The sequence below is a fragment of the Buttiauxella brennerae ATCC 51605 genome, from assembly GCF_001654925.1.
Taxonomy (GTDB): domain Bacteria; phylum Pseudomonadota; class Gammaproteobacteria; order Enterobacterales; family Enterobacteriaceae; genus Buttiauxella; species Buttiauxella brennerae.
The window spans coordinates 44,355-61,044 of the sequence record NZ_LXER01000034.1 but is presented as its reverse complement, the minus strand read 5'-3'; the positions used below and the strand labels follow the sequence as shown (position 1 = coordinate 61,044).

Sequence of the window (16,690 nt, the reverse complement as noted above, 5' to 3'; positions counted from 1 at the left end):
TTAAAGCAGTGACGCAACCTTAGCGTGAACTTCTGCAGGCCACACGCCGCACTGTACCTGGCCAATGTGTGGCTGTTGCAGCATCAGCATCACCAAACGAGACTGCCCGATGCCACCACCAATGGTTTGCGGCATTTCGCCCTTCAGCAGTGACTGGTGCCACTCAAGTTGCAGACGATCGTCATCACCGGTGACAGCCAACTGGCGTTTTAATGCTTCTGCATCAACACGGATCCCCATAGAAGAGAGCTCAAAGGCGTCTTCCAGCACCGAGTTCCAGACCATGATGTCACCGTTCAAACCTTTGAAATCACCCTGGCTGCTCGTTGACCAGTCATCATAATCTGATGCACGAACATCGTGACGTTTCCCGTCAGCAAGCTTACCGCCAATACCTATCAGGAACACCGCACCCATCTCTTTGGCAATCGCACGCTCACGCCCTTTTGCATCCAGATCCGGGAAGCGCTGTTGTAATTCTTCGCTATGAACAAAGTGGATTTGTTCTGGCAGGAAAGGCGTCAAACCGTACTGTTCGCTCACTGCGGCTTCCGTAGCTTTCATTGCGGCCCAGATGCTTTCTACAGTTTGCTTCAGCGTACCGAGATGACGTTCTCCTTCACCCATAACACGTTCCCAATCCCACTGATCGACATACACAGAGTGAATCGGGGTCAAACGGTCTTCATCGGGGCGAAGGGCTTTCATGTGCGTGTAAAGCCCTTCGCCCGCGCTGAAGTCGTGCTGGCCGAGTGTTTTTCTTTTCCATTTGGCCAGCGAATGCACCACTTCAAACTGCGCGTCAGGCAAGGTTTTGACCTTAACCTGCACCGCCTTTTCACAACCAGACAGATTGTCTTGAGTTCCATCACCCACACGGCTGAGAATCGGAGCCTGGACTTCCATCAGACCAAGCTTTTCTTCCAGTTGACGAGAGAAGTGGGACTTAACAAAACTAATCTGGCGTTGTTTAGCGATGTAGGCAGTTTTCATGGTTTTCTCTTTATTGTGTTGTTTTACTGTCGATGATTAAGCAACAAACACGGCATAACATTCAATAATCAACAATAAAAAAGCCGTACTGGTTTTCAATCGACTAATTTAAGGCTATAAATTCTGAAGTATCGTTACTAATCATAGGAAAAAGTGATGGATAATTATCAGATCGACAATCTCGATCGCGGCATTCTTGACGCTTTAATGGCAAATGCCCGTACGGCATACGCAGAACTGGCTAAACAATTCAGTGTTAGCCCGGGCACAATCCATGTCCGTGTCGAGAAAATGAAACAGGCGGGGATCATTACTGGCGCACGAATCGATATCAGCCCTAAACAGCTGGGTTACGACGTTTGCTGTTTTATCGGCATCATCTTAAAGAGTGCGAAGGACTACCCTTCTGCACTGGCAAAACTTGAAAGTCTCGAAGAAGTCACCGAGGCGTATTACACCACGGGCCACTACAGCATCTTTATTAAGGTGATGTGCCGATCCATAGATGCCTTGCAGCAGGTACTTATCAACAAGATCCAAACAATTGATGAAATTCAGTCCACCGAAACACTGATCTCCCTCCAGAACCCGATCATGCGCACCATCAAGCCCTGAGGGTTATTTTTAATACCCATATTATCCACAGGTAGATCGCAGGCCTTACACAGCGTACAATGCCCATCGTTTCGAAAAGGTGGGATCGCAATGACAGAAGTTACTCTGATTAGCGGCAGTACCCTGGGCAGTGCCGAATATGTCGCTGAACATTTAGCTGAAAAGCTCGATGAGGCGGGTTTTACGACCCAAACGCTGCATGGGCCACTGTTAGAAGATCTGCAAACCAGTGGAATTTGGCTGATTGTCTCTTCTACTCATGGGGCTGGGGATCTTCCTGAAAATCTGCAACCTCTCTTCGATGCTATAAATGAAGAACGTCCAGATCTGAGTGCTCTTCATTATGGTGCGGTCGGGATTGGTAGTCGTGAATACGACACTTTTTGTGGCGCGATAGAGAAACTCGACACCCTTTTGACCGAGTGCGGAGCTAAAAGAATTGGCTCTTTACTGAAAGTGAACATCCTTGATCACGATATTCCTGAAGATCCAGCCGAGATTTGGGTCGGATCATGGAAGAATTTACTCCAGGATTTGTAAAGATCTCACTTTTATCTGTGTATAAGTATGCTTAAAACCTTGGGTTAAGCAGTAGTTATCCCAATAACAACTCCTGTTCACTTTTTGAGTTGTGCATAAGTACCTGTTTTGATCCCAGCTTATACTGCGTAGGATCACCGATCATTCACAGCTAACGATCCTTCTTAATCGCTTGATCTCTTTACCATAAAAGCGCTTATCCACAGAACATGCCGATCCTAATAAGAGATCATAATAAAGAGATCTTTAAATAAAAAAGATCTTCTTTTAATTACCGGTGATCCCAAGGCTTTCTCGAAAGGCTAAAGTTAAGTAGAATCGCCAACCCCGGGAATCAGTCATCCCCCATTTGCAAAACCGTGAGGCAGTACCATGTTTTATCCAGATCCTTTTGACGTCATCATCATTGGCGGGGGTCATGCAGGCACCGAGGCTGCAATGGCCGCTGCACGGATGGGCCAGCAAACCCTTCTTTTGACTCACAATATCGACACGTTAGGGCAAATGTCTTGCAACCCAGCGATCGGTGGTATTGGCAAGGGACATCTGGTTAAAGAAGTGGACGCTTTAGGCGGTTTGATGGCAAAAGCTATCGACCATGCAGGCATCCAGTTTAGGATACTAAACGCGAGCAAAGGCCCTGCAGTACGGGCTACTCGTGCTCAGGCAGACCGAGTGCTTTACCGTCAGGCGGTACGCACTGCGCTGGAAAACCAGCCCAATCTGATGATCTTCCAGCAGGCTGTTGAAGATCTGATTGTCGAGAACGATCGCGTTGTCGGTGCTGTCACGCAAATGGGCTTGAAGTTCCGTGCAAAATCCGTGGTACTGACTGTCGGAACGTTCCTGGATGGCAAAATTCATATCGGACTGGATAACTACAGCGGTGGCCGTGCAGGCGATCCGCCATCCATTTCGCTTTCACGTCGTCTGCGTGAACTGCCACTTCGTGTCAGTCGCCTGAAAACAGGCACACCACCACGTATCGACGCACGCACCATCGATTTCAGCGTACTTGCAAAGCAGCATGGCGATAACCCAATGCCGGTGTTCTCGTTCATGGGAAATGTGAATCAACACCCTGCGCAAGTGCCGTGTTACATCACGCATACCAACGAAAAAACGCATGACGTTATTCGTAATAACCTCGATCGCAGCCCGATGTACGCAGGCGTTATCGAAGGGATTGGGCCACGTTATTGCCCGTCTATCGAAGACAAAGTGATGCGCTTTGCTGACCGCAACCAGCACCAAATTTTCCTCGAGCCTGAAGGGCTAACCAGCAACGAAATCTACCCGAACGGTATCTCCACCAGCCTGCCGTTTGATGTTCAGATGCAGATTGTCCGTTCGATGGAAGGCATGGAAAACGCGAAGATCGTGCGTCCAGGCTATGCTATCGAATACGATTTCTTCGATCCTCGTGATCTGAAACCAACGCTGGAAAGTAAGTACATCGAGGGGCTATTCTTTGCAGGCCAAATTAACGGTACCACCGGTTACGAAGAAGCTGCGGCACAAGGCTTGCTGGCGGGTCTGAATGCCGCGCGTTTCTCTGCGGAGAAAGAGGGTTGGGCCCCACGTCGTGATCAAGCATACCTTGGCGTACTGGTCGACGATCTTTGCACCCTCGGTACCAAAGAACCGTACCGCATGTTCACCTCACGTGCTGAATACCGCCTGATGCTGCGTGAAGACAACGCAGATCTGCGTTTAACAGCTGCTGGCCGTGAAATGGGGCTGGTGGATGACGAGCGTTGGGCACGCTTCAACGAAAAGCTGGAAAGCATTGAACTTGAACGCCAGCGCCTGAAAGACATCTGGCTGCATCCTCACTCTGAAAGCGTCGAAGAAGTGAATGCGAAGTTAAGCGCACCTCTTTCTCGTGAAGCAAATGGTGAAGATCTGCTGCGTCGACCAGAAATGACCTATGCTGAGATGATGCAATTGTCCGTGTTCGCACCGGGCCTTGAAGATCCGCAATCTGCTGAGCAGGTGGAAATTCAGGTCAAATACGAAGGCTACATCGTTCGCCAGCAAGAAGAGATTGAAAAACAACAACGTAACGAAAACACGTTGTTGCCTGCAACGCTCGATTATCGCCAGGTGAGTGGTCTTTCTAACGAAGTGATCGCCAAGCTTAACGATCATAAGCCTGTTTCAATAGGGCAGGCATCGCGTATTTCAGGGGTAACACCAGCAGCGATTTCCATTCTGCTTGTCTGGTTAAAAAAACAAGGCCTGCTACGCCGTAGCGCCTGATGCATACATTCCAGGGCCAGGATATCCTGGCCCCTTTTTTTGATTGATGGGTAATACCACCGTGCTTAACAAACTGAATCGCCTGCTGAATAGCGCAGGCATTACGTTGCCAGAAAACCAGAAACAACAATTGGTTGGCTATGTTGAACTGCTCCACAAATGGAACAAAGCATACAACCTGACTTCCGTGCGTCTTCCTGAAGACATGTTGGTGCGCCATATTCTCGACAGCATCGTTGTTGAACCACATTTGCAGGGATCGCGTTTTATCGATGTGGGAACAGGGCCGGGTTTACCGGGTATTCCACTCGCAATTGTGCGACCAGACTCGCATTTCACTTTGTTAGACAGCCTTGGTAAGCGTGTGCGCTTCCTGCGCCAGGTTCAGCATGAACTTCACCTTGAGAACATCACGCCTGTGCAAAGTCGTGTTGAAGAGTTTCCTGCACAACCGCCATTTGATGGTGTCATCAGCCGTGCATTCGCCTCGATGAACGACATGGTGACGTGGTGTAAACATCTGCCAGCTGAGAACGGCCGTTTCTATGCACTCAAGGGTTTACGCCCGGATGATGAAATAGCAGCCTTGCCAGCGGAGTTTGAGGTTGAAGAGGTGATTCGTTTGCAGGTGCCAGAGCTTGATGGCGAACGACATTTGGTGAAGATTAAACCAAACAAAACTTAATATTTATCAAAAAAAGGCTAGAAAGGATTGTTTCGAGAACGTTAAAAATAGGAAGTAAAAAGCCTGAAATCTCTGGTTACATTTAACGCAATCTTAACTTCACGGCCTTGAGTTTTTAACGCGACGAGCGTTGCTGATTTTAAAAGTAGTCAACAATGAAAATATAACCCTGCTAAATATTTTGCAGGTAGCAGACACAGATGAATGTTAAAATATTAATAAAAATGTCAATGAGTTGTTTTAATGATGTTTACGGCTATTTTAAATAGAGTAGACAGTAATCAGCTTATTTATCAGGCATCTGTGTTTCGCACTTTATGAGGCAGACAAATGCATAAAGCCTGTGAGATGTTTGATTTGTGATCTGGTGCACGCTTTATTATGCGGTTATTTCGGTTGTTTGCAGTTTTTTTGAAAATAACCGGTATTCAGTAAATGTTTAAAAATAACCCTGCGGGAAAATATTTAAACATTTGTTCACCTTTTTGCTACTTATTGTTTGAAATCACGGGGCCGCACCGTATAATTTGCTCGCTTTTTGAGGCTTGACTCAAAGTCGTAAAGGCAGTTTTATACCAGCGCGACATACCCCGAAGGGAGCAGGAGTTAGGATACGCCATGTCTGTGTCGCTATTGAGTAGAAACGTTGCTCGTAAGCTTCTGTTCCTTCAGCTTCTTGCAGTGATAGCAATTGGATTGCTGTTTTGCTTCAAAGACCCCGCGTGGGGCGCTTCTGCTTTTGGCGGAGGCCTGGCAGCCTGGCTGCCAAATGCTGTGTTTATGAATTTTGCCTGGCGTCACCAGGTGCATACACCATCAAAAGGCCGCCTGGCCTGGACATTCGCCATTGGTGAAGTGTTGAAGGTGATTGCGAGCTTTACCATACTGGTGGTGGCGTTAGCTGGTTTTAAGGCGGTATTGTTGCCGCTTATTGTGACGTGGGTTTCGGTGCTGGTTGTGCAGATACTCGCACCAGCTGTAATTAACAACAAAGGGTAAGAGGCATCATGTCTGCAGGAGAAATCTCTACACCGCAGGAGTATATAGGCCACCATCTGAATAACCTTCAGCTGGACCTACGTACTTTCTCGCTGGTTGATCCGCATAACCCCCCAGCCACCTTCTGGACGCTCAATATTGACTCCATGTTCTTCTCGGTGGTTCTGGGTCTGCTATTCCTGGTGTTATTCCGTAAAGTCGCCAAAACAGCGACGAGCGGCGTACCTGGTAAGTTTCAGACAGCGGTTGAAATGGTTATCGATTTTGTTAATGGCAATGTCAAAGACATGTACCATGGCAAAAGCAAGGTCATTGCTCCGTTAGCCCTGACAGTCTTTGTCTGGGTATTACTGATGAACCTGATGGACCTGCTGCCAATCGATTTCCTGCCGTATATCGGTGAGCAAATCTTTGGCCTGCCAGCCCTGCGTGTGGTGCCGTCTGCGGACGTGAATATCACCCTCTCTATGGCGCTTGGCGTGTTTATCCTGATTCTTTTCTACAGCATCAAAATGAAAGGCATTAGCGGCTTCACGAAAGAGCTGACGCTGCAGCCGTTCAATCACTGGGCATTTATACCGTTCAACTTAATCCTTGAAGGTGTAAGCCTGCTGTCCAAGCCTGTATCACTTGGTCTGCGACTGTTCGGCAACATGTATGCCGGTGAATTGATCTTCATTCTGATTGCTGGTCTGTTGCCGTGGTGGTCACAGTGGATTCTGAGTGTGCCTTGGGCCATTTTCCACATCCTGATTATTACGCTGCAAGCCTTCATATTCATGGTTCTGACGATCGTTTATCTGTCGATGGCATCTGAAGAGCATTGATTTTACTTACCACTACTGTGTTTTAACTGAAACAAACTGGAGACTGTCATGGAAAACCTGAATATGGATCTGCTGTACATGGCTGCCGCAATTATGATGGGCCTTGCGGCAATCGGTGCGGCGATCGGTATCGGCATCCTCGGTGGAAAATTCCTGGAAGGCGCAGCGCGTCAACCTGATTTGATTCCTCTGCTGCGTACTCAGTTCTTTATCGTTATGGGTCTGGTGGATGCAATCCCGATGATCGCTGTTGGTCTGGGTCTGTACGTGATGTTCGCCGTCGCGTAGTAAGCGTTGCTTAAGATACCAAGCAATATCAGAACGTTAACTAACAAAGAGGCATTGTGCTGTGAATCTTAACGCAACAATCCTCGGCCAGGCCATCGCGTTTGTCCTATTTGTTCTGTTCTGTATGAAGTACGTATGGCCGCCAATTATGGCTGCCATCGAGAAACGTCAAAAAGAAATTGCTGACGGTCTCTCTTCTGCAGAACGTGCCAAAAAGGACCTTGACCTTGCACAGGCCAACGCGACCGACCAGCTGAAAAAAGCCAAAGGTGAAGCTCAAGTGATTATCGAGCAGGCGAACAAACGCCGCGCTCAGATCCTTGATGAAGCTAAAACCGAGGCAGAGCAGGAACGTGACAAAATCGTTGCACAGGCTCAGGCAGAAATCGACGCAGAGCGTAAACGCGCTCGTGAAGAACTGCGTAAGCAAGTGGCTCTGCTGGCTATCGCCGGTGCCGAGAAGATCATTGAACGTTCCGTGGATGAAGCTGCTAACAGCGACATCGTTGATAAACTGGTCGCTGAACTGTAAGGAGGGAGGGGCTGATGTCTGAATTTGTAACTGTAGCTCGCCCCTACGCCAAAGCAGCTTTTGACTTTGCCGTCGAGCACCAAAGCGTTGATAACTGGCAGCATATGCTGGGTTTCGCCGCTGAGGTGTCTAAAAACGAACAAATAGCAGAGCTTCTTTCCGGCGCATTAGCACCGGATACTCTCTCTGCGTCGTTTATCTCCATCTGTGGTGACCAGCTAGACGCCAACGGCCAAAACCTGATTAAGGTGATGGCTGAAAATGGGCGTCTGAAAGTTCTTCCTGATGTTCTTGAGCAATTCGTTCAATTGCGCGCAGCCCAGGAGGCTACCGTTGAAGTCGAAGTGACTTCTGCAAGCGCATTAAACGAAGAACAGCTTTCGAAAATCAGCGCCGCGATGGAAAAACGTCTGTCACGCAAAGTTAAGCTGAATTGCAAAATTGACAAGTCTGTAATAGCGGGTGTCATTATCCGCGCAGGTGATATGGTTATTGATGGCAGCGTACGCGGCCGTCTTGATCGCCTGACAGACGTCTTGCAGTCTTAAGGGGACTGGAGCATGCAACTGAATTCCACCGAAATCAGCGAACTGATCAAGCAGCGCATTGCTCAGTTCAGTGTTGTGAGCGAGGCTCACAACGAAGGTACAATCGTTTCTGTAAGTGACGGTATCATCCGCGTACACGGCCTGGCCGATGTTATGCAGGGTGAGATGATTTCCCTTCCGGGAAACCGTTACGCTATTGCACTGAACCTCGAGCGCGACTCTGTAGGTGCAGTAGTTATGGGTCCGTATGCTGACCTTGCCGAAGGCATGAAAGTTAAGTGTACTGGCCGTATTCTTGAAGTACCGGTAGGCCGTGGCCTGCTGGGTCGCGTGGTGAACACCCTGGGTGCACCAATCGATGGTAAAGGTCCGCTTGAGCATGACGGTTTTGCTGCCGTTGAAGCGATCGCACCAGGCGTAATCGAACGTCAGTCCGTAGACCAGCCTGTACAGACTGGTTATAAGTCCGTCGATGCCATGATCCCAATCGGTCGTGGTCAGCGTGAACTTATCATCGGTGACCGTCAGACAGGTAAAACTGCTCTGGCAATCGACGCCATCATCAACCAGCGTGATTCAGGCATCAAATGTATCTACGTTGCTATCGGCCAGAAAGCGTCCACTATCTCTAACGTGGTTCGTAAACTGGAAGAGCACGGCGCACTGGCTAACACTATCGTTGTTGTTGCAACTGCATCAGAATCTGCTGCACTGCAATACCTGGCACCGTACTCCGGTTGCGCGATGGGTGAATACTTCCGTGACCGTGGTGAAGATGCACTGATCATTTATGATGACCTGTCCAAACAGGCTGTTGCTTATCGTCAGATTTCCCTGCTGCTTCGTCGTCCACCAGGTCGTGAAGCTTACCCAGGCGACGTATTCTATCTCCACTCCCGTTTGCTGGAACGTGCTGCGCGTGTAAACGCTGATTACGTTGAAGCATTCACTAAGGGTGAAGTGAAAGGCAAAACAGGTTCCCTGACTGCGCTTCCGATTATCGAAACGCAAGCGGGTGACGTTTCCGCGTTCGTTCCGACCAACGTAATTTCTATTACCGATGGTCAGATCTTCCTGGAATCAACACTGTTTAACGCCGGTATTCGTCCTGCGGTTAACCCGGGTATCTCCGTATCTCGTGTTGGTGGTGCTGCTCAGACCAAGATCATGAAAAAACTGTCCGGTGGTATCCGTACCGCTCTGGCACAGTATCGTGAACTGGCTGCGTTCTCTCAGTTTGCATCTGACCTTGACGATGCGACCCGTAAGCAGTTGAGCCATGGTCAGAAAGTGACCGAGCTCCTGAAACAGAAACAATATGCGCCGATGTCTGTTGCGCAGCAGTCTCTGGTTCTGTTCGCTGCTGAACGTGGTTACCTCGAAGATGTGGAACTGGCTAAAATCGGTAGCTTCGAAGCCGCTCTGCTGGCTTACGTTGACCGTGACCATGCTCCACTGATGCAAGAAATCAACCAATCTGGTGGCTACAACGACGAAATCGAAGCGAAGCTGAAAGGCATCCTCGATTCCTTCAAAGCAACTCAGTCCTGGTAAAGTCTGGCGGCTTGTCTTAGGGCAAGCCGCAAGGCATTGAGGAGAAGCTCATGGCCGGCGCAAAAGAGATACGTAGTAAGATCGCAAGCGTCCAGAACACGCAGAAGATCACCAAAGCAATGGAAATGGTTGCCGCGTCCAAAATGCGTAAAACGCAGGAACGCATGGCTGCCAGCCGTCCTTACGCAGAAACAATGCGTAAAGTGATTGGCCACCTGGCTTTGGGTAATCTTGAATACAAACACCCTTACCTGGATGAACGCGAAGTCAAACGCGTGGGCTACCTGGTGGTGTCCACTGACCGTGGTCTGTGTGGTGGCTTGAACACTAACCTGTTCAAAAAGCTGCTGGCTGACATGAAAGAGTGGTCCGATAAAGGCGTTCAAAGCGAAATCGCAATGATCGGCTCTAAAGGCGTCTCTTTCTTCAACTCTGTAGGCGGCAATATTGTTGCTCAGGTGACCGGTATGGGTGATAACCCTTCCCTGTCCGAGTTGATTGGCCCGGTGAAAGTGATGTTGCAGGCCTACGATGAAGGCCGTCTGGACAAGCTGTATGTTGTCAGCAACAAATTTATTAACACAATGTCTCAGGTTCCTACCCTTACCCAACTGTTGCCGTTACCGCCAGCAGAAGATGGTGAGCTGAAGAAGAAAACCTGGGATTATCTGTATGAACCTGATCCGAAAGCGCTGCTGGATACCTTGCTGCGCCGTTATGTGGAATCTCAGGTTTATCAGGGCGTCGTAGAAAACCTGGCCAGCGAGCAGGCCGCACGTATGGTGGCGATGAAAGCCGCTACCGACAATGGCGGCAGCCTGATTAAAGAGCTGCAGTTGGTATACAACAAAGCTCGTCAGGCCAGCATTACTCAGGAACTCACCGAAATCGTCGGTGGCGCATCCGCGGTATAACCAGGTTTACGTTTTTAGAGGATTCGAGATGGCTACTGGAAAGATTATCCAGGTAATCGGCGCCGTGGTGGACGTCGAGTTCCCTCAGGATGCCGTACCAAAAGTGTACGACGCTCTTGAGGTTACAAATGGTAAAGACCGTCTGGTGCTGGAAGTTCAGCAACAGCTGGGTGGTGGCGTAGTTCGTACTATCGCCATGGGTACTTCTGATGGTTTGCGTCGTGGTCTGGAAGTTTCTAACCTCGATCACCCAATTGAAGTGCCGGTAGGTAAAGCAACTCTGGGTCGTATCATGAACGTCCTGGGCGAGCCTATCGACATGAAAGGCGATATCGGCGAAGAAGAACGTTGGGCTATTCACCGTTCAGCTCCAAGCTACGAAGAACTGTCCAGCTCTCAAGACCTGCTGGAAACCGGCATCAAAGTAATGGACCTGATTTGCCCGTTCGCTAAGGGCGGTAAAGTGGGTCTGTTCGGTGGTGCGGGTGTTGGTAAAACTGTAAACATGATGGAGCTGATCCGTAACATCGCGATCGAGCACTCCGGTTATTCTGTGTTTGCAGGCGTGGGTGAGCGTACTCGTGAGGGTAACGACTTCTACCACGAAATGACCGACTCCAACGTTCTGGACAAAGTATCACTGGTTTATGGCCAGATGAACGAGCCACCAGGTAACCGTCTGCGCGTTGCGTTGACCGGTCTGACCATGGCTGAGAAGTTCCGTGACGAAGGTCGTGACGTTCTGCTGTTCGTTGATAACATTTACCGTTATACCCTGGCCGGTACAGAAGTATCTGCACTGCTGGGTCGTATGCCATCTGCGGTAGGTTACCAGCCAACACTGGCAGAAGAGATGGGTGTTTTGCAGGAGCGTATTACCTCCACCAAAACTGGCTCAATCACTTCTGTTCAAGCGGTATACGTACCTGCGGATGACTTGACTGACCCATCTCCAGCAACCACCTTTGCGCACTTGGATGCAACCGTGGTACTGAGCCGTAACATCGCGTCTCTGGGTATCTATCCTGCGGTAGATCCACTGGATTCCACCAGCCGTCAGTTAGATCCACTGGTTGTTGGCCAGGAACACTACGACACCGCGCGTGGCGTGCAGTCTATTCTGCAACGTTACCAGGAACTGAAAGACATCATCGCCATTCTTGGTATGGATGAACTTTCTGAAGAAGATAAACTGGTTGTAGCTCGTGCGCGTAAGATTCAGCGCTTCCTGTCTCAGCCATTCTTCGTAGCAGAAGTCTTTACCGGTTCTCCGGGCAAGTTCGTATCGCTGAAAGATACTATCCGTGGCTTTAAAGGCATCATGGACGGCGAATATGACCATCTGCCAGAGCAGGCGTTCTACATGGTTGGTACTATCGACGAAGCCGTTGAGAAAGCTAAAAAACTTTAACGCCTTAATCGGAGGGTGACATGGCAATGACTTATCACCTGGACGTCGTCAGCGCGGAGAGCCAAATGTTCTCCGGTCTGGTTGAGAAGATCCAGGTAACGGGTAGCGAAGGTGAGCTGGGTATTTTTCCTGGCCACGCCCCGCTGCTCACCGCCATTAAGCCTGGTATGATCCGCATCGTTAAACAGCACGGACATGAAGAGTATATCTACTTGTCTGGTGGTGTGATGGAAGTGCAGCCTGGCACGGTTACCGTGCTGGCCGATACCGCAATTCGTGGTCAGGACCTCGACGAAGCTCGAGCCCTGGAAGCGAAGCGTAAAGCGGAAGAGCGCATCCATAGTTCCCACGGTGATGTGGACTACGCTCAGGCTTCTGCTGAACTGGCTAAGGCGATCGCGAAACTTCGCGTTATCGAGTTGACCAGAAAAGCGATGTAACTACCTGCTTGAAAAGACAAATGCCAGCCAGGTTTCCCTGACTGGCATTTTTTTCGTCTGAACTATTCTACTGCTTTGTCAGAAACTCACCCGTGATGAACGAACCATCAGCATTACGTTGCAACGGGACTGGCAGCGTCAAAGACTGATAATCTTTTATACTCAGCTGCTTACCTTCGCTGTTTACCGTTTTACCATCCTGAATGAAATAGTTGCTGTTATCTACGCGGCCAGATATCGCATCATCATATTTGCCTTCCTGGCTACGTAGTGAAATGTTATCGGTGAACTTACCTTGAGTTTCCGCACTGCCGTAAGGGCTTGGGCGGAAGATGTAGTTAAAGCGTTGGTTATCAACCGAAACGTTGTTAGCCACCACCAACGCGCCTGGGTTAAAGTTATCGGTAAAACCATCAAGATGGTTACCAATCGCGATGCTGTTGTGGATTTCATGTGCGACAGGCTGCCCTTCCCCGCCCAGCTTGAAACCGTTGCTGGTGTTGTTACGGGCAATAGAGTTCTCGATCACCACAACGCCATTTGCACCGTCTTCAATCTTGTTGAACAGGTCATAGCCATCATCAATATTGTCGTGTGCATAGCATCCTTCAAGACGGTTGCCATCACCCACACGCATCTTCACCGCAAAGCCATCAGCATTGATTTTGCCCGGATCTTCATTACTGAAGGATTCGGCATTAACGACTTTGTTGTAGCTTGCCCAAAGTGGGCGGCCAACATTGTCAGGAGATGAAATCTGAATGCCTGTATCGTCGTTTTTGTAAGCGATGATATCTTCGATCAGGTTGTGGCTGCCCTGCACTCGCAGGCTCTTATCGGTGACTTCAACCCCTTTAACGTGCCAGTAGTTACCATCCAGTAACAGGCCACGAATCACGACTTTGCCATCAGCCTCGAGGGTTTTCAGTTTGCCTTTTAAGCCGCTGTCAGCTGTGGGAATGATAGTAAGTGGGTACTCACCACTTCCAAGAATGATTTTCCCGCCTGGAGCCACGAGAGTAATGGCGCTGGCCAAATCTAGTGGTGCTGATTTTGAGCCGTCACTGTTTGATGTGCCATCTGGCGCGACATACAACGTATTACCCTGCCTGTTTTTGACTTGCTCAACAACGAAGTTCTGGCTGACCGGTGTTCTGTCTTTCCCGCTGGTTGGCGTGAAGGTGACGGTAAAACGAGTTTGATCTTTAATCGTGGTTGGGAGGGAGAACATCTCCCCGGCCTTGGCCACTTTTTCCTGACCGATCACAACTTCGTCTTGGCGCACGGTGTAGTTGCCGTCGTAGTTGGCGCGCGCCTGCACAACATAATCGCTGGTGGTACTCTTTTGCCCGGAAGCGATTTGCATCACCACGGGCCAGGCTTTCGGGACAAACGGCGCGGATGCCACGGTTTTTGCCGCACTCGTTTCTAATGACGCATCGCTAACAGTGATTTTGGCATTCCGGGAAGCAAAGAAACCCACGTAGTACTGCCCTTTATCCTGGCTTGTGATGATATCGGCGCGTTTCACATTTTCAGAAACCCATGCATCGCTTCCGGCTGGAGCCCATGAAGTTACAAACCCATCATTGGTACGCTCGAGCTTCATGCGGAAAGTCGGCACTTTGCTCAGATCAATCGCTTCCTCGTAACTTTTACGTGAAATGGTCGAACCGGTATTTCCCCAGGGTTGGGTGATCCCATCGCGGGCAATAGCCTGCATTTTTACTCGTGATGCGTCCTTTTTATCCTGCGTCATTATGGCATTCATCACCATATTGGATGCCGCCGGGAATTCCTCGTAGCCTTCTTTTAGCGGCTCCTGGCGTGGATTACCTAATACATCCCTCACTAACATCCCGGCACCTTCTTGAGCGGCGGGTTTAGCGCCATTTTCAGGGCCAAACTGATCGACGGTGACCGTTGCCTGTAAGACAAAATTCTTACTGGCGGGTAATGCGGTATAGAAGAACGTTAATCCATCGTGAGAGTTAGCAATTTTTCCGCCACGACTTTCTATGGTGACGGGTTTAGAAAGATCGGCTGAATCTGCGGTTGCCAGCTTTTTGCCGTCAATCGTTACGTTATTCACCCCCACTTTTTCAGGTAAGACGTTAGACGAGAAGTTAACATCTGTTGATTGCCCAAAAGCAATCGCGTGCCAGACGGGTTGTTGCTGTGCGGTAGCAGGCAGGGATAAAGCTGCGCCACAAAGCGTAAGAGCCAGCGGTATTTTTGACGCCATTGTTATTCTCCTTATAAATGTCAGCGCCATTATGTATAAAAATGAAACGGTGTTTCTTTTATGCTTGTCACAAAGGCTGTTTTTTAAAACAAGGACCTACCAAATTTGTGGGGTGGCTTTGTTTCTGCGTGAAAAGAAGTGTTAATCCACAGAGATCTATGGCTTTTGTTATTTCAGAAGTACTTTTTTCGAGCTAATCCACCTACAATTGAGCGCATGAGCAACGGAAAAGAACCCCAGAAGCCTGTTTTTTAGGCATCGCGTTTTTTGTTGCAAAATATGTAGAATTTTCAACGTGAAATCGTTTTACTTCACTCTCTAATTAAAGTCAGGACGCGTATGTCAAACAGTGCGATGAGCGTGGTTATCCTAGCCGCAGGCAAAGGGACCCGCATGTATTCAGACCTCCCAAAGGTGTTACATACCCTTGCCGGGAAACCGATGGTTCAGCATGTTATTGATGCGGCTAATAAATTAGGCGCTCAGCGAGTACATCTGGTTTACGGCCACGGTGGTGACTTGCTGCAAAACACACTTAGCGATGGTTCTCTGAACTGGGTTTTGCAGGCTGAACAGTTGGGTACCGGTCACGCAATGCAGCAAGCGGCTCCCTTCTTTGCTGATGACGAAGACATTCTGATGCTCTACGGCGATGTGCCGCTTATCTCCGTTGAGTCACTGCAACGCCTGCGTGATGCCAAACCGCAAGGCGGCATCGGCTTGCTGACCGTAAAACTTGACGATCCCACCGGTTACGGACGTATTGCTCGTGAAAATGGCAAAGTGGTCGGTATTGTTGAGCATAAAGACGCGACTGAAGAACAGCGCAAAATTGACGAGATTAATACCGGGATCCTGGTCGCGAACGGCGCGGACTTGAAACGCTGGCTGGCGAAGCTCGATAACAACAATGCTCAGGGTGAGTTCTATATCACCGACATTATCGCGCTGGCGCACCATGAAGGCCGCGAAATCACCGCCGTTCATCCGGACCGCTTAAGTGAAGTGGAAGGCGTGAACAACCGCCTGCAACTGTCACGCCTTGAGCGCGTCTACCAGAGTGAACAAGCCGACAAGCTGCTTCTGGCGGGCGTTATGCTGCGCGATCCTGCTCGTTTCGACCTGCGTGGTGAACTGACGCACGGGCGTGATGTAGAAATTGATACTAATGTCATTATTGAAGGTTCGGTGACCTTAGGTAACCGCGTAAAAATTGGTACCGGCTGCGTCATCAAAAACAGCGTGATTGGCGATGACTGTGAAATCAGTCCGTACACCGTTGTAGAAGATTCAACCCTTGCTGCTGCTTGTTCTATCGGCCCGTTTGCGCGTTTGCGCCCTGGCGCAGAACTGGCAGAGGGCGCACACGTCGGCAACTTCGTGGAAATGAAAAAAGCGCGTCTGGGTAAAGGTTCGAAAGCAGGTCACCTGAGCTATTTGGGTGATGCTGAAATTGGCGACAACGTGAATATTGGTGCTGGCACCATTACTTGTAACTATGACGGTGCAAACAAATTCAAAACCATCATCGGTGATGATGTATTTGTCGGTTCCGATAGCCAGCTGGTAGCGCCTGTGACCATTGCTCGCGGTGCAACAATTGGCGCGGGCACAACTGTCACACGTAACGTTGGTGAAGACGAACTGGTTATCAGCCGCGTGAAGCAGACTCATATCCAGGGTTGGCTGCGTCCGGTTAAGAAAAAGTAATTTTGTATTTTCCTTCTGCCTGAATGGGAGAAGGCTGGGGTGAAGGTTGTTCTCGAAAATGACCCGCCCCGCAGTACTACCAAAACTATAACCCCACTCTCTACAAGGCTCGGGGCCCCGGAATACG

General features: G+C 49.4%; 16 protein-coding genes. 14 read left to right on the top strand and 2 right to left on the bottom strand.

What is annotated here, in order from left to right; genetic code table 11:
- On the bottom strand, positions 1-993 hold the full coding sequence (gene asnA, locus M975_RS19045) for an aspartate--ammonia ligase (RefSeq protein ID WP_064561448.1): 993 nt from the start codon (positions 991-993) through the stop codon (positions 1-3).
- Positions 994-1,149: 156 nt separating this feature from the next.
- Between asnA and asnC the strand changes: the two genes are divergently transcribed.
- The 13 genes from asnC to M975_RS18980 all read left to right on the top strand — a co-directional run bounded on the left by asnC (position 1,150) and on the right by M975_RS18980 (position 12,608).
- A complete protein-coding gene (asnC, locus tag M975_RS19040) occupies positions 1,150-1,608 on the top strand; it encodes a transcriptional regulator AsnC (protein WP_034460708.1) in 459 nt (152 codons plus the stop codon).
- Positions 1,609-1,698: 90 nt separating this feature from the next.
- Positions 1,699-2,148: an FMN-binding protein MioC gene (gene mioC / locus M975_RS19035; protein ID WP_064561447.1), complete on the top strand. Its 450-nt coding sequence runs from the start codon at positions 1,699-1,701 to the stop codon at positions 2,146-2,148.
- 372 nt (positions 2,149-2,520) lie between these two features.
- Complete coding sequence (mnmG, locus tag M975_RS19030; RefSeq protein WP_064561446.1) at positions 2,521-4,410, top strand: tRNA uridine-5-carboxymethylaminomethyl(34) synthesis enzyme MnmG; 1,890 nt, start codon at positions 2,521-2,523, stop codon at positions 4,408-4,410.
- A gap of 61 nt (positions 4,411-4,471) precedes the next feature.
- A complete protein-coding gene (rsmG, locus tag M975_RS19025; protein WP_064561459.1) occupies positions 4,472-5,095 on the top strand; it encodes a 16S rRNA (guanine(527)-N(7))-methyltransferase RsmG in 624 nt (207 codons plus the stop codon).
- A 618-nt stretch (positions 5,096-5,713) separates the two neighbouring features.
- Positions 5,714-6,094, top strand: coding sequence for a F0F1 ATP synthase subunit I (atpI, locus tag M975_RS19020; RefSeq protein ID WP_064561445.1), 381 nt, complete (start codon positions 5,714-5,716; stop codon positions 6,092-6,094).
- An 8-nt stretch (positions 6,095-6,102) separates the two neighbouring features.
- Positions 6,103-6,921 carry a F0F1 ATP synthase subunit A gene (gene atpB, locus M975_RS19015; protein ID WP_064561444.1) on the top strand — a complete coding sequence of 273 codons (819 nt, stop codon included), beginning with the start codon at positions 6,103-6,105 and terminating at the stop codon, positions 6,919-6,921.
- Positions 6,922-6,969: 48 nt separating this feature from the next.
- Positions 6,970-7,209: a F0F1 ATP synthase subunit C gene (gene atpE / locus M975_RS19010; protein ID WP_004393045.1), complete on the top strand. Its 240-nt coding sequence runs from the start codon at positions 6,970-6,972 to the stop codon at positions 7,207-7,209.
- Between the two features lie 61 nt (positions 7,210-7,270).
- Entirely contained in the window at positions 7,271-7,741 is a 471-nt protein-coding gene (gene atpF / locus M975_RS19005) for a F0F1 ATP synthase subunit B (protein WP_064561443.1), read from the top strand.
- Positions 7,742-7,755: 14 nt separating this feature from the next.
- On the top strand, positions 7,756-8,289 hold the full coding sequence (gene atpH, locus M975_RS19000; protein WP_064561442.1) for a F0F1 ATP synthase subunit delta: 534 nt from the start codon (positions 7,756-7,758) through the stop codon (positions 8,287-8,289).
- A gap of 12 nt (positions 8,290-8,301) precedes the next feature.
- Positions 8,302-9,843 (top strand): F0F1 ATP synthase subunit alpha, encoded by a 1,542-nt coding sequence (gene atpA / locus M975_RS18995; RefSeq protein WP_064561441.1) that lies wholly within the window; start codon positions 8,302-8,304, stop codon positions 9,841-9,843.
- Between the two features lie 50 nt (positions 9,844-9,893).
- Positions 9,894-10,757, top strand: coding sequence for a F0F1 ATP synthase subunit gamma (gene atpG, locus M975_RS18990; protein WP_064514876.1), 864 nt, complete (start codon positions 9,894-9,896; stop codon positions 10,755-10,757).
- 28 nt (positions 10,758-10,785) lie between these two features.
- Positions 10,786-12,168, top strand: coding sequence for a F0F1 ATP synthase subunit beta (gene atpD / locus M975_RS18985; RefSeq protein WP_064514874.1), 1,383 nt, complete (start codon positions 10,786-10,788; stop codon positions 12,166-12,168).
- 20 nt (positions 12,169-12,188) lie between these two features.
- Positions 12,189-12,608 carry a F0F1 ATP synthase subunit epsilon gene (locus tag M975_RS18980; RefSeq protein ID WP_064561440.1) on the top strand — a complete coding sequence of 140 codons (420 nt, stop codon included), beginning with the start codon at positions 12,189-12,191 and terminating at the stop codon, positions 12,606-12,608.
- Between the two features lie 67 nt (positions 12,609-12,675).
- Here M975_RS18980 and M975_RS18975 read toward each other — a convergent pair whose 3' ends face one another.
- Positions 12,676-14,853, bottom strand: coding sequence for a right-handed parallel beta-helix repeat-containing protein (locus tag M975_RS18975; protein ID WP_064561439.1), 2,178 nt, complete (start codon positions 14,851-14,853; stop codon positions 12,676-12,678).
- Positions 14,854-15,192: 339 nt separating this feature from the next.
- Here M975_RS18975 and glmU point away from each other — a divergent pair, with 339 nt between their 5' ends.
- Positions 15,193-16,563: a bifunctional UDP-N-acetylglucosamine diphosphorylase/glucosamine-1-phosphate N-acetyltransferase GlmU gene (gene glmU, locus M975_RS18970; protein WP_064561438.1), complete on the top strand. Its 1,371-nt coding sequence runs from the start codon at positions 15,193-15,195 to the stop codon at positions 16,561-16,563.
- Positions 16,564-16,690: the final 127 nt, after the last annotated feature.